The sequence below is a fragment of the Pseudoxanthobacter sp. M-2 genome (assembly GCF_046156265.1).
Taxonomy (GTDB): Bacteria; Pseudomonadota; Alphaproteobacteria; order Rhizobiales; family Segnochrobactraceae; genus CAMDHY01.
In genome coordinates this window covers 1-13,646 of sequence record NZ_JAWDIR010000018.1, presented here as the reverse complement: position 1 = coordinate 13,646, position 13,646 = coordinate 1, and the positions used below count along the sequence as shown (strand labels likewise).

Genomic DNA, 13,646 nt, shown 5'->3' with positions numbered 1-13,646 from the left:
CGTCGAGGAAATCATAGCCAAGCCCGTAGCAGCCGCCGACGAGGGCCAAGAGCGAGCCGAGCGTCACGTAGCTCTGGAACCAGGGCTCCCCGTTCGTCGCGAACTTCACCGCCGGCGCGCCCATGACGGCGTCTGCGAATTTCACCGCGGCGACCTCGACGAGGCCGCCGGCGATGGGCACATCGGGCGGCCGCTCGGCGGCCTCGACGGCACGCTCGATCGCCGCCGTAGCAGGCTGCGCATGGTGAGGTAGATCTGTGGACAACACCGCCGCCGGAATGGTCCGCCCGCTCCAGCGGTGGGAGAGGGTCGAGAAGGCCAACCGCCGGATCCATCAAGAGCTGGCGCAGGCCCAGGAGCGCGAGGCGCGTTCCGCCGCCTCCCGAGAAGCCTACCGGCGGTTCGAGGACAGCCTGGAGCCGATGCACTACCCGAACGGTCAGACGATCCCCCCGGGGCAGCTCGACCGATGCAGGAGGAGCACGCGCGACCCGTAGAGGAGATGCCGATCACGACGCTCCCGCTCAGGGCGCCGCCGGTGGAGCGTAAACCTGCGGAGCAGGCGGTCCAGCGGCTGAACGCTCTGGGGGTCTCGGACGGCGATGCCGGGCGCTATTGCCTTGCCGCACAGGAGAGCGATCTCGACTTGCTGCTCGAGCGGGAGCCTCGGCTCGGGCAGGGCCCGTAGCAGCTGACACCGCGGCGGGATTTCTTCGACGATCTGGATTTCCTGCGCGACGAGCTGCGGGAGGTCGCTGTCCGCCCCCTTCTCGATCAACTCGATCAGGGCCATCCTGTCGTCGGTCATCGTCGTCTCCTGCTCCAGGTTCAGCTTCGCAACCGAACCCTAGCCGAAGACCGGCGCTGACCACCTCAGCGGCGGTCTGCTCCTACACCACTCAGTGGGACACGACCCCCGGCCCCCCTTGAGGGTTCCGGTGCCGAATGATTCTGCGTCCTTGCTTGATCGGCAAGACCAGGGGGGAGCACGCCTAAGAATGGGTGGTGCGGGCGCAGGGAGCGTCAGCGACCGAGGTTCGGCCCCTTGGCACGTGCAGGAGGCCGTGCCTGTCCAGCGCGCTTTAGGTTCATCGCGACGCCTTGCGCTGCTAAACGGCTTTACGATTGGAGGGCCCTATTGCATACATTGCCTCGCCAATGCGGCCAGATCAGTCCGGGAAGGACATTCGATGATTGTGGATTCGGCGGTTCAGCAGCAGGAGATGGAGCGGATAGCGGCGAAGGCGTGGCTCGATGATGCCTTCAAGGCGAAGCTGCTGATGGACGCGAATACGGCGCTCGCTGAGGAGGGGATCGAAGTACCCGCAGGAATCACAATCAAGGTGATCGAGAATACGCCGTCCATCCTCCACTTCGTTCTCCCGGCGAAGCCGCACGATGGTGAGCTTTCCGAGGAGCAGCTCGCGGATTTCACCGCTGGCGGCTATTGCCCAACAACTGTCGGCTGATTGTCGACGGAACGGTTCGCTCCGCCTTACAGGTCGCACATTGACGGGAAGATACGGCGTTTGAGCGTGCCGCGCGTGGACTTGACAAACGCGACCTTTACAGCGTCTGGCCGGGAGTGCGATGTCGCTGACGCAGGCCTGCCCCTGCCGCGTCCGGGACCCGAGCTGGTCCCGGATCGCCTGGACGCAGAACCCCAGTGACCGTGGGCTCAGATGCGGAACGGGACGATTGGTCGAAGGGCCAGGTAAGCCTTGACGTCGGTAACGCCGCCGGCGCCTGCGGTGACCTTCACGCTGCTGAACGCCCGGTGGAGCCTCGAGGCGAGGGGGCGCCCGCCCGTGAGCTCGTCGACCAAAGCCCAGGAGCGGGGCCAGAAGGTCCCCGGCGCGGCCCGGCTCGTCCCCGCGAACGCCAGTGCCGTCTTCCCGCGCCCCCGCTCCATCAGCCCCTCCGCCGAGAGCGCGTCGAAGAGCCGGCCAGCAAGGCCCCGCCAGTCCGGCGACCGATAGTTGAAGAACGTCTCGATGCCGATGCTGTCGCGGATCCGGCCGGTCGCCTCGTCGACATCGAGATTGAGGCTGAGATTGTCGGTGTGAGCCTCGAGGAAGTCGATGAGGGCGAAGACTTCGTCCGCGGCTCCGCCCTCGCGCAGGATCGCGACGAGCGGCGTGCACGACAGTCGGCCGCGGCAATGGAGGAAGAGGCGGAGCGGGACCTGCCCGCGCGCCACCATGAGCCCGAGGCCGGCGATGCGGCAGCCCTCGCCGAGACGCGCGAACTGCGCCAGGCCCGGCGCGGCGCCCGCAACCGCTGCCCCTGAAAGTCTGGCTCGCACCGCGGCGGTTCCGGCGAGGAAGGCGTCGTCGGTGATGGTCCGGTCGGCCCCGAGGAAGACGTTGGGTCCCGGCGGCCCCGAGCCCTGCCGCAGGTCGAGTTCGATCGCGATCGTCTCGATCGCGGCGAATGCCGCATCGGCCGGCGCATCGTCACCGGACCAGTCGGCGAGCAGGGCCGCCGTCCGCGACCAGGCCGCCGACCCCGTGGCGAAGGGCTGCTCGGCGAGGAAGCGCGCGAACCGCACCGCTCTGCCGGTCCGCCGTGCGAAGGCGAAGGTGATGTCGGCGCCGTCCGGCCGGTCGCGCCTCAGGCTCATCTCGAGGAAGGCCGTGGCGAACTCCTGCACGGGCAATCCCTCGAGGACCGGCGTCGCCCGTGCGATGCAGGTGTCGAGTGCGGGACCCGGCGGGAGGTGCGGAAAGACATGGGCCCGCAACAGGGAGGCGCAATTGTCGGAGACGGCGGGACCGGTCATGGAGTACTTCATGCGGTCAGACCGGCGTGCTGTCGAGCGGTCCGGCAACCTCTTCAATGGTCCGAAGCATCGATGAGCCACAGATCCGCTCCGATCGGCTTCGCACCCGGCATCGCCGCCCACGTCATCTCGGCAACGGAAGTCCTCCTCCTGACGGAAGGGGATCCGAGCGTCCTGCGCGGCGCAGCCTACGTGCAGATTGCCCCGCTCCTCGACGGCACGCGCACCGAGGACGAGGTGGTCGGCGAACTCGCCGGGGCCGTGGACGGCAAGCTCGCCTATTACGCGCTCGCGCGGCTGAAGGCGCTCGGCCAGGTCAGCGCGGTGCCCGATCCCGCGCAGGCCGTCCCCATGCCCCAGGTCCTTTCGGAGGGGGTCGGAGAGGAGATCGTCGCCGCCTTCGAGGCGCAGCTGCGGGAGCTTCTCGGCGCGTGCTGCCCGGCCCCGGCCGGGACCCCGCCGCTGACAGTCCTCCTCCTCGACGACTACCTCCGGCCACACGTTGCCGAGCGTGCGGCCGCCGCGACGGCGGCGGGAAGGGCCTTCCTCCCGCTCGTGCCGGTCGGCCGCACCGCCTGGCTCGGCCCCTATGTCGGCCCGGACGCGCCGGCCGATGTCCCGCTTCTCGTCGCACGGATCCGCCTCAACCGCGCCCACGCTGCAAACCTCGCCGATGCCGGCCGGTTTCCGCTCCAGCCGGAGCGGCGGCGTGGCGTCGCCCCCGGTCTTCTCGTGGCGCTGGCGGCATCGGTGGCGGCGCGCTGCGCCTCAGGCGAGGTTCCCGACAGCGTCGCCGGGGCGCTGACGCGGCTGGACGGTCTGACGGGCGCCGCCGACCGCCACCCTCTGCCGCCGCCGCGCGTGGCCGTCCGCACCACCTTCCCCGTGGTGGCCCTGGAGCCGCGGCGCAAACGCTTCTTCGCGGACGGCGGCCACCGGGTGTGCCCGCCGGACGAGACGCTCCAGACGCTGATGCTCCACGTCGACCCCCTCCTCGGCATCGTCCCCGGCTTTGTCCGGCTCGACACGGAAGAGGGCGTCTACGTGTTCGGATCGCCTATGCGGCTTGCGCCGTCGGGGGACGGGCCGCTTTCTTTCGGCCGCCGGGCGCTCGGCGCATGCGGCAAGGGCCAGGGGCGCACGCAGTCCCTCGTGAGCTGCCTCGCCGAGTCCGTGGAGCGCCACAGCAGCATGCAGGCGGAGGGACTGCCAGCCCGGCGCGCGAGCCGTGACGAGCTCGGCGAGGCGGCGGTTTCCCCCGAGGCGATCCACCTGTTCAGCGCCGCGCAGGTCGCGCGGGGCACCCCGCCCGACAGCTCGCCGCCCCATCTCGACCGGGTTCCCGGCCCCGTAGCGTCCGACGCGCCGATCCACTGGACCGACGCATGGTCGCTCACCCACGGCCGCGTCCGCCACGTCCCGCTCGCGCTCTGCGTCCACGGCTATCGGCCGCCGTCGGCCGGGGCGGACAGCGCGCTCACCGCCCACTCCACCGGCTGCGCCTCGGGGAACACGATCGAGGAGGCGGTGCTCCAAGGCTTCCTCGAGGTCGCCGAGCGCGATGCGATTGCCGTGTGGTGGTACAACCGCTGCCCGCGGCCCGGCGTGGACCTCGCAAGCTTCCGCGACCCCTTCTTCGACGAAAGTGTCGCCCGCTTCGACGCCCGCGACATGGACCTCGCGGTGATCGACATCACCAACGACCTCGGCATCGCGGCGATGGTCGCCACCGTCAGCGACCGGCGGACGGGCGGGCAGATCCGGCTCGGGATCGGCTGCCATCTCGAGCCACGGATCGCCATATCGCGCGCGATCTGTGAGCTCCACCAGATGATGCCCTACGTCCAGGCGGTCGCGGGCCTCGCCGGCTACTCGGTCCTGAAGCGCTGGATGGCGGAGGCGACGCTCGCGAGCGAGCCCCACGTCGCGCCCCGCGACGGTCCGCGCATCACCCGCGCCGACCTCGGGGACCAGTCGCGCGGCGACGTCCTCGAGGAGGTCGAGCTGTGCGTCGCGAAGGCCGCCGCGCTCGGCCATGAGACGCTGGTGCTGGACATGACGCGGTCCGACATCGGCTTTCCCGTGGCGCGGGTGATCGTGCCGGGTCTTCGCAACCTCACGCCCGCGTTCGCACCGGGGCGCCTCTACGACCTCCCCGTCCGCCTCGGCTGGCTCGACCGGCCGCGGCGGGAGGAAGAGATGAACCCCGTCCCGTTCTTCCTCTGACCATGACCCCGCGCATCATCCCCGCCGTCCGATGGCGCCTCCTCGCCACCGTGGCGATCAAGGTGGAGGAGGGGGCCGGGGGAACCCGTTGCGTGATCGGACCGCCCGGGCGGAAGCGGTGCCACCACGTGCCGGCCGCCATGGGTGGCGCGCTCGCGGGCCTCGCCGCCCGCCTGCGCGAGGGGGCGAGCGACGCAGCGCTGGCCGACGCCGGCGGGACGGACCCGGGCGTGCGAACGCTCGTCCACTATTTCCTCGCGCAGCTGAAGGTCCCGGGCCTCCTCGAGGCGGTGGTCCTCGACGCGGCGGATGGCGAGGCGCTCGCGGTCATCCGGCCGGACGCGGGTCGCGGCGGCCTCGACCTGCCGCCCGCGCTTCCGCCCGCGGCGAGCGGGGCGAGGCTGACGAACCACGCCCTCCTGTGCCGACAGGACGGGGCGGTGGTCGCCCTGTGTTCCGAACTGGGCCTGTCCGTGGGCCTCGTGCATGCGGACATCGCCGCCGCCCTTCTCGGCGACCGGCCCGTCGACGTGCTGCCGGCCGGGCTCGCCGCGATCCTCGCGCACGTCGGCGTCCTCGTCGATCCCGCAATGCCGCCCCATCCGTCGGAAGCGGCGTGGACGGCGGCGGGCCGCACGTTCCTCGTCCAGTCGCTGGCCCCCCCACGCATCGCGCCGGCCAGGGACTCCGTGCCGGCCGTCCGCCCGCCCCACCGCGGCGAAGAGATCGCACTTCCCGCACCGGCCCCATCCCCCAGCGCCGGTATTCGCGACGTCCTGGCGCGGCGCCGGTCGCGCTACAACATCGCGAAGGACCCGCCGTCTCTCGAGGAGATCGGCTCGCTCCTCCACGGCGCCGTCCGCAACCGGGAGAGTGCGGCAGGCGCGGCCCTGGCCCCCGTCCGGCGGCCCTATCCCTCGGCCGGCTCGCTGCATGAGATCGAGTTCTACCTCGCGCTCTCCGGCGGGCCGCTGCCGGACGCCGTCCACCACTACCGCGCGGAGGCCCACATCCTCACCCGCCTCGCCGGCTCGGGCGATATCGCGCGGCGGATGGCGGCGCTCGCGATGGACGCCTGGAACGCCGCGGCTCCGCCGCCGTGCGTCCTCGTCCTCGCCTCGCGCCATCCGCGCATCGCCTGGAAGTATGGCCCGATGGCGATCCGCCTGTCGCTCCTCGACGCGGGCGCCGCCATCGCCGCGCTCGACTTGGTGCGGACCGAGATGGGCCTCGCGGGCGCGGCCATCGGCAATGCGATGACCGGTCTTCTCGCCGAGGCGACGGGGGTCTCGACGTTCGAGGAGTTCGCCGTCGCCGCCTATGGATTTGGCCGGCTCGACGTGGAGACGGGCGCGACGTAGTCGTGGCCGGCCCTCAGGTTTTGGACTACATCCATTCGAGGCTTCCCGAGCTCTCGGGGGACGGCCGGATCGGAGCTTCGATGGCGATCCAGTTTCGCAAAGAGGCCATAGAAGCACTTTTGCGGCCGGAGTCGCTCGACGAAACCATCGAGGTGACGACGCCGGCCGTCTGGGCGACACTCGCCGCCGCGGCGCTGGTGGTGGCGGCCGCACTGATCTGGGCCTTCGCCGGCACGGTAACGACGCGCCTTCAGGGCGAGGGCGTGGTCGCGTGGTCCGACGCGCGGCAGAGTTTCGCCGTGGCGCCGGCCGGAGGGGTGGTCGTCGAGGTGACGGCGGCAGAGGGAGAGGCGTTGGCGGCGGGTGCCATCATCGCCCGGCTCGCCGTGCCCCCCCTCTCGCGGCGCCTCTTGGAGGCGGAGGCGCGCCTCGCGGCGCTGGAGGCCGCAACAGCGTCTGCAGGTGCCGACCTCGCGAGCGCTCGCGGAGATGTCGCCGCCGCCCGCACCGGTCTCGAGGAGGCGAGCGTCGTGCGCGCGCCCTTCGCCGGCATCCTCGCCGCCGTGCTGGTGCCCGTCGGCGGCACCGCGTCCGCCGGCGAGCCGGTTGCGCGTCTCGACGAGAACGGCGGCGAGCTTCTCGTCCGTGCGACGATCGACGATCCGCGGGCCCGGGTCGTCGCACCCGGGATGGACGCGCGTGTGTCCCTGGCGGGACTGCCGCTGCGGGAGGCGGGGGCTCTTCGCGGAAGGGTGCGCACCGTGCGCCGCGCCGCGGCGGGGGAGACGGGCGTCTCCGTCGAGGTCGCACTCGTCCACGACGCCGCCGGCGCCCCCGTCTGGACGACAATGCCCGCCCTTTCTGCGCCGCTTGCGGCCGGCGACGGGGTCACGGTCGCCATCACCGTCGAGGAGATCCGGCCCATCGACCTCGTCGTTCCCTCCAGCGGCGACCGCTGAGCCGTGGCGCGGGTCAGGACGCCGACGGTCCTCCAGATGGAGGCGGTGGAGTGTGGCGCAGCCTCGCTCGCCATCGTCCTCGGCCACCACGGCAAGTGGGTCCCGCTTGAGGAGCTGAGGGTCGCTTGCGGTGTGAGCCGCGACGGGACAAATGCGCAGATGCTCCTCCGGGCCGCCCGTACCTACGGGATGGACGCCAAGGCCTTCCGCTACGGCATGGAGAACCTGTCAAAGCAGGCGATGCCCGTCGTCGTCTTCTGGAACTTCAACCACTACATTGTCGTCGAAGGCATCGAAGAAGGCCGGGTCTTCATCAACGATCCCGCCACCGGTCCGCGCATCGTCGGGCGGGACGAGTTCGAGCGCAGCTACACCGGCGTGATGCTCCAGCTGGGACCGGGCGAGCGGTTCGTGCGCTCGGGGCGTCCGCCGAGCCTCTGGGGCGCCGTGTGGAACCGGCTTCGCGGCGAGCGGGCGACGCTTGGCGCCTTCGCGCTCGCCAGCGTCCTTCTCGCCGTCCCCGCCGTCGTTACGGCAGTGCTCGCCCGCATCGTCGTGGAGGAGGTGGTCGCGGGCGGACAAGTCGGCTGGGCCGCCCCCCTCGTCGCCGTCTTCCTCGTGACGCTCCTGCTGCAGGTGGCGCTGACGCTGGTGCTCCAGTCGATCCTGCGGCGGCTCGAGACGAAGCTCGCCGTCACAGGCGCCTCGCGCCTTCTCTGGCACCTCGTCAGGCTGCCTTTCGCCTTCTTCACCCAGCGGATGCCGGGCGACCTCGTCAGCCGCCTGCGCTCCAACGACGCCGTCGCTGCGCTCGTCGGCCGCGAGCTCGGGACAACGGTGGCGGGGCTGGTCGGCGCGGTCGTCTTCGTCGCGGTGATGGCGGCGATCTCGCCGCTCGCCGCCCTCGCGACGGCGATCCTCTCCACCCTCTCGGTCGTCGTCACGCTCCTCGCCCAGCGCCGTATCCGGACCGCCAGCCTCAGGCTCGAGATGGACGAGGCGAAGGTGTTCGTGGACACCGTTGTCAACATCCACGGGATCGAGACGATCAAGGCGACGGGCATTAGGCAGGGGGCGTTCAGCCGCTGGGCCGGCCACCACGCGACGACCATCAACGAGGAGCAGCGCATCGGTCGGCACAACGCCCTCCTGGGCGCGCTGCCGCCGCTCACGTCGGCGCTGATGGTGACGGCAGTGCTGGCGCTCGCCGCCTTCCGCGCCATCGAGGGCGCGCTCGGCCCGGGGGACCTCGTGGCGGTTCTCACGCTCCTCGTCTTCGTGCGGGCGCCGGTGGAGCGCCTAGCCGCCTTCCTCGCCGAGATGGAGACAGCGCGCAGCGCCCTGACGCGAATCGACGATGTCCTCGCCTATGCGCCCGACCCCGTCTTCACCCTGCCCCCGCCGCCGGTGACGGCGGTAACTGGCCGGGCGCGGCTGTCGGGACGGATCGAGCTCAGAGGCGTGACGTTCGGATACAATCCGAACGCGCCCCCCCTCATCGAAGGCCTCGACCTTGTCGTCGCCCCTGGCCAGCGGATCGCCCTCGTGGGCGGGACGGGGAGCGGCAAGTCGACCGTGGCGCGGCTCGTCGCCGGCCTCTATCGCCCGTGGGGCGGGACGATCCTGTTCGACGGCATCCCGGTGGACGAGATCCCGCTGTGGCTGCGCCGCCAGTCGATCGGCTGGGTGGACCAGGACGTCGCCCTGTTTACCGCCACCGTGTCGGAGAACCTCACGCTGTGGGATGCAACGGTGCCGGAGGAGGTGGTGACGCGCGCCGCCCGCGACGCGGCGATCCACTCCACCATCGCGGCCCGCCCCGGCGGCTACGGCCACCGCGTGCTGGAGGGCGGAACCAATTTCTCCGGGGGGGAGGCACAGCGGCTGCAGATCGCGCGCGCGTTCGCGCTCGATCCCTCCATCCTCATCCTCGACGAGGCGACGAGCGCGCTCGACCCGCTCGCCGAGCTGGAGATCGACGCCAATCTCAGACGGCGTGGCTGCACGGCCATCATCGTCGCCCACCGCCTGTCGACCATCCGCGACTGCGACGAAATCATCGTCATGGACGGCGGCAAGCCGGTCGAGAGGGGAACGCACGAGAGCCTGTACGCGGCGGGCGGGCGCTACCGCGACCTCGTCCAGGCCTGACGCGATGACGCCGTCATCCACACCCGTGCACGCCGTCGCCGCATCGGCGGAGGCGCTGCGCGTCCTCACCGGGCGCCTGGCGCTGGACGTCGGTCCCGGCGAAGGCTTGTGGCGCGTGGTGGAGGGGACCGTCCTCGTCTTCGCCGTGGCGGCACATGGCGAGCACGGCGCGGGGGACAACCGGGACGGCGACCTGCGGCGACACCTGCTGCTGACGGCGGGGCCGGGGGACGTCCTGCCCGCCATCAACGCACCGGGGGAGAGCACGGGCGAGGCGACGACGGGCTTCAGGATCGTCGCTCTCGGTGCTCCGCGGGCCACCGTGGAGCCCGTCGCGGACGCCGATGCCGCGGCGCTCGAGCGCTGGATCGGCGCCCTCAGCGCGGCCGCCGCCCGCTTCGTCCACCCGCAGCCCGTTCCGGACGCCCGCGTGGACGCGCCGGGTCGGGCGGACATCCGCCCCGGCGTGCGCACGGGCGGCCCGACGGGCGGGGTCCTGTGGATCGAAGGCGCCGGCACGCCCGCATTTCTCGACATCGCCGATTGCGACGCGCGCGCCCCTTTCCCTCTCGCCGGTGCCGCCTACCTCACCACCTTCGCGCCGTCGCCCGAGGCGCGCGCCGCCACCACCGCCGAGGTGGTCGCGGACGGGCGGTGGCGGGACGGTCTCGCCCGCTTCCATGCGGCGCTGTTCGACGCCTACGGCACCAACCTCACCCTCGCCGTCGCCGACGAATACAACCGCGCGCGGGAGCGGACGGAGCGGGAGGAGCGCGCGGTCGCGGAGAGCCTTGCCACCGCGCGCGCGATTTTTGGCGATGCCGGGCCGGAACTCCGCCCCGCCGGCGACGACGATCCCCTCGTGCGCGCCGTCGCGGTGATCGCGGCCGCGCTCGGCGGCCGTCCTCCCGTGCCCGATCCGCTCGACGCCGATCTTCCCACCGCCGAACGGGTGGAGCGCCTCGTCGCCACGTCGGGTCTTGCCCAGCGCGAGGTGACGCTGAGGGACGGCTGGTGGCGCCGCCGCACCCAGGCGACACTCGCCACGCTCGACGACGGCACGGCGCTGGCGCTCCTGCCGGCCGACCGCAACGGGATGCGCGCCATCTTCGGCGACGGCCGGCCGGGGGAACGTGTCGGCAAGGCTCTCGCCGGCCGCATCGACCGCCGCGCCACCGCCCTCTATCCGACCCTTGCGGTCAAGCGGCTCGGCGCGCGCGACCTCCTCGCCCTTGCGCTCGCCGGCAGCGGGGCGGACGTCCGCGCGCTCCTTCTCTTCACTCTCCTCGCGGCCATCCTCGGGGTCGCGCCACCCCTCGCCCTCGGCTATCTCGTGGAGGTGGCGATCCCGCTCGGCGAGTCGCGCGCCGTCACGGTGACGGCCCTCGTCCTTCTGGTCGCGGGCGCCGCGACAGCGCTTCTCGAATACGCCAAGAACGTCGCGCTCGTCCGGATCGAGTCCCTGGCCGAAACGTCCGCCCAGCCCGCGCTGATGGACCGCGTCCTGCGCCTGCCGCTGGCCGCCTTCCGGGAGATGTCGGCCGGAGAGATGACGCAGCGCACCCTCGGCGTCACCGCGATGCGCCGCCTTCTCGCGCGAAGCGCCGTGACGGGCGTCCTCGGCGGGGTCTTCGCCGCCGCGAACCTCGTCGTCATGGCGGTCGCGAGCCCGGCGCTCACCTTTGCCGCGCTCGCGGTAACGGCGACGGCGGGCGTGGTGGTGGCGCTCGCCATCGCCGCCGCCCTGACGAGCCAGCGGAAGGCGCTGGCGGTGAACGGTGTCGCGGCCGGCATTTCCCTCCAGCTGGTCCGTGCGATCGACAAGATCCGCGTCGCGAGCGCCGAGCGCTCCGCCTTTGCCACGTTCATGGGCCACTATGCGCGCGAGCGGGCGCACGTCGCCCGCAGCCGCCGCGCCGAAGCTGTCGTCACCGTCGCCGCCGGTGTGACGCCGCTCGCCGGGATCCTCGCTGTCTTCGCTCTCGTCGCGCTGGCGGGCGTCCCGGTCGGGACCGGGGCGTTCGTCGTGTTCCTCGCGGCATTCGTCAGCTTCACGCTCGGCCTCGTCATCCTCGCGGGGACGAGCGCGACGGTGCTCGCCGCCGTCATCGTGTTCGAGCGGATGGCACCCATTCTCGCGGCGGAGGCAGAGGTCCCGGCGGGCGCCCGCCATCCGGGCCGCCTCTCCGGCTCGGTCGAGGTCAATCGCGTCAGCTTCTCCTATGCGCCGGATGGGCCGAAGATCATCGACGAGGTCAGCCTCGCCATTGCGCCGGGGGAGTTCGTCGCCCTTGTCGGCCCATCGGGCTCGGGCAAGTCCACGCTGCTTCGCCTCATGCTCGGCCTTGCGCGCCCGACTGTGGGCGGCGTCTTCTACGACGGCAGCGACCTCTCCCATCTCGACGTCGACGCCGTGCGCCGGCAGTTCGGCGTCGTCCTGCAGGACGGCAAGCTGTTTCCCGGTCCGATCCTCGACAATGTCCGCACCCACGCGCGGGTGGACGTCGATGCGGTCTGGCGCGCGCTGCGCCTTGCGGGGATGGAGCGGGACGTGCGGGCCATGCCGATGGGCCTTCACACCGTCATCAGCGATGGCCGGTCGCTGTCGGGCGGGCAGCGCCAGCGCCTGATGCTCGCGCGCGCCCTCGTCTCGCGACCGCGCATGCTCTTCCTCGACGAGGCGACGAGCGCACTCGACCAGACGACGCAGGCCGAGATCGCCGCCAACATCGAACGCCTCGACGTGACCCGCATCGTGGTCGCGCACCGCCTCTCGACGATCCGCAACGCCGACAGGATCGTCGTGATGGTCAAGGGTCGGGTGGTGGAGGAGGGAACCTACGAGAGCCTGATGGCCGAGGGCACCGTGTTCCCGGCACTGGCCCGCCGCCAGCTCGCCGGGCTGGGCGAGGCAGACGCGGGCTGAGACACGGCCGAGCAGCGTGCGTGCGCCAGGAGTGTCTTAGGCGGCAGGGCAATGCGGGCGACTAGGAACATTGGTAGCGCATAGAGGTGCGCGCCCATGTTGCCGACCGTGCGTCTGTCCCCGCCGCAGGTAGCAACGACCACGCATATCAGGACGATGATCGTGATGTGTGGCGAGGAGATTGGATCGTCGCATACCTTGCACGGATAGGTGACCGTCGAGGTTGCCCGACCACGCTCGCCCTGTCCGATCCGGCGGCGGCGATGCCGGGGCTTGCCGTCACTGGGGAATTACGGAGCAAGCGCTCGAACCGCAGCAATTGGAAGTGGTTGCAATGCGGCATGGCACGAGAATGCGGCGCGGATAGTTCGCTTCGCCTCGAGCGAAATCCGGCCCGCCTCCGCGGCCTTCAGGACGGCGACGTGCGAAACGCGACGGCTGCGCATAGGCGCGGATCGACACGCCTACGCTGCTCGGCCTTTCAGGAGACGCATATAGAAAGAAAGGGACACGGCACCATCGTGATCGACGATACGACCAAGCTGTCGCCTGATGCGGCCGCCCTCTACGCCGGGGTGAAGACCACGAAGGACGGCATCGAGATCAAGATGCACGACCAGATGGCCGCCCTGGAGAAGCTGGGCCGCCACCTCGGTGTCTTCGAGCCCAAGAGCGCCGTCGGCGCCGGCGAGAACCCGCTGCGCATGTTGATCGACAGCGTGCATGCCACGCCTTCCCGATCGTCCAGAACCCGCCGTCGTTCGAAGACGAGGAGGACTGAGTGATGAGCGACCCGCTGCTGCGGCGACTCGCAAGGGCAGAGGCTAAAGGTTGGCGTTGCGACGTGCGGGGCGATCGGAGTCGCATTGGCTTCGGGTCATTGTGCTCCGCGTTGCCCCGGCCGCGTGACCTCAGCGCCCACTGGGAAGAACACCAAGGGCGGGATCCGACCCGGGAGCGGCCCTCGCACGTCCACCAACGTCCGCGTCAGGATGCCCATGTCCGCCGGCATTGTGTAGGTTTTGGTGTAGGTATGGCCGTTTTTGCCCGGCTCAAACTCAATTAAATCAAAGACTTACAGGGGAGTTATGGCGGAGGGGAGGGGCCTGGGCTCCAACCTTCTGCTCTGGTTGGAGCGCGTTCCGTCGTTTTCGTGCTTGGACGTGTCGGTATAGAGGCCAGCGCGCAACGGCAGGGCTCCACCCAAAGAATGTGCGGGGACAGCAAGTTGGCCTGCACTG

General features: G+C 71.1%; 10 protein-coding genes. 7 read left to right on the top strand and 3 right to left on the bottom strand.

Annotation, left to right across the window (positions count from 1 at the left end; all coding sequences use genetic code 11):
• A partial coding sequence (locus RUR49_RS11555) for a hypothetical protein (protein WP_409146535.1) occupies positions 1–322 on the bottom strand: 322 nt, incomplete at its 3' end.
• Between the two features lie 117 nt (positions 323–439).
• Positions 440–808, bottom strand: a complete 369-nt coding sequence (locus RUR49_RS11550; protein ID WP_409146534.1) for a hypothetical protein — start codon at positions 806–808, stop codon at positions 440–442.
• Positions 809–1,190: 382 nt separating this feature from the next.
• Here RUR49_RS11550 and RUR49_RS11545 point away from each other — a divergent pair, with 382 nt between their 5' ends.
• The gene (locus tag RUR49_RS11545; protein WP_409146533.1) at positions 1,191–1,469 is read left to right on the top strand and encodes an NHLP leader peptide family RiPP precursor; all 279 of its coding nucleotides are present in this window, start codon (positions 1,191–1,193) and stop codon (positions 1,467–1,469) included.
• A gap of 209 nt (positions 1,470–1,678) precedes the next feature.
• Here RUR49_RS11545 and RUR49_RS11540 read toward each other — a convergent pair whose 3' ends face one another.
• Entirely contained in the window at positions 1,679–2,782 is a 1,104-nt protein-coding gene (locus RUR49_RS11540; protein WP_409146532.1) for a hypothetical protein, read from the bottom strand.
• A 72-nt stretch (positions 2,783–2,854) separates the two neighbouring features.
• On the opposite strand from RUR49_RS11540, the gene RUR49_RS11535 reads away from it, so the two are divergent.
• The 6 genes from RUR49_RS11535 (at position 2,855) to RUR49_RS11510 (ending at position 13,190) form a co-directional block, all read left to right on the top strand.
• On the top strand, positions 2,855–5,008 hold the full coding sequence (locus tag RUR49_RS11535; protein WP_409146531.1) for a TOMM precursor leader peptide-binding protein: 2,154 nt from the start codon (positions 2,855–2,857) through the stop codon (positions 5,006–5,008).
• A 92-nt stretch (positions 5,009–5,100) separates the two neighbouring features.
• Positions 5,101–6,369: a SagB family peptide dehydrogenase gene (locus RUR49_RS11530; RefSeq protein WP_409146530.1), complete on the top strand. Its 1,269-nt coding sequence runs from the start codon at positions 5,101–5,103 to the stop codon at positions 6,367–6,369.
• Between the two features lie 80 nt (positions 6,370–6,449).
• Positions 6,450–7,328, top strand: coding sequence for an HlyD family efflux transporter periplasmic adaptor subunit (locus RUR49_RS11525; protein WP_409146529.1), 879 nt, complete (start codon positions 6,450–6,452; stop codon positions 7,326–7,328).
• A 3-nt stretch (positions 7,329–7,331) separates the two neighbouring features.
• On the top strand, positions 7,332–9,479 hold the full coding sequence (locus RUR49_RS11520; protein ID WP_409146528.1) for an NHLP family bacteriocin export ABC transporter peptidase/permease/ATPase subunit: 2,148 nt from the start codon (positions 7,332–7,334) through the stop codon (positions 9,477–9,479).
• Positions 9,480–9,483: 4 nt separating this feature from the next.
• A complete protein-coding gene (locus RUR49_RS11515) occupies positions 9,484–12,405 on the top strand; it encodes an ATP-binding cassette domain-containing protein (RefSeq protein ID WP_409146527.1) in 2,922 nt (973 codons plus the stop codon).
• A gap of 521 nt (positions 12,406–12,926) precedes the next feature.
• Positions 12,927–13,190, top strand: a complete 264-nt coding sequence (locus tag RUR49_RS11510) for a hypothetical protein (RefSeq protein ID WP_409146526.1) — start codon at positions 12,927–12,929, stop codon at positions 13,188–13,190.
• Positions 13,191–13,646 lie beyond the last annotated feature (456 nt).

What these genes read in the sequence shown, in the direction of transcription:
- RUR49_RS11545 (WP_409146533.1), top strand. Translation starts at nt 1,191, where the DNA reads ATGATTGTGGATTCGGCGGTTCAGCAGCAGGAGATGGAGCGGATAGCG.
- RUR49_RS11550 (WP_409146534.1), bottom strand. Translation starts at nt 808, where the DNA reads ATGACCGACGACAGGATGGCCCTGATCGAGTTGATCGAGAAGGGGGCG.
- RUR49_RS11525 (WP_409146529.1), top strand. Translation starts at nt 6,450, where the DNA reads ATGGCGATCCAGTTTCGCAAAGAGGCCATAGAAGCACTTTTGCGGCCG.
- RUR49_RS11540 (WP_409146532.1), bottom strand. Translation starts at nt 2,782, where the DNA reads ATGACCGGTCCCGCCGTCTCCGACAATTGCGCCTCCCTGTTGCGGGCC.
- RUR49_RS11515 (WP_409146527.1), top strand. Translation starts at nt 9,484, where the DNA reads ATGACGCCGTCATCCACACCCGTGCACGCCGTCGCCGCATCGGCGGAG.
- RUR49_RS11535 (WP_409146531.1), top strand. Translation starts at nt 2,855, where the DNA reads ATGAGCCACAGATCCGCTCCGATCGGCTTCGCACCCGGCATCGCCGCC.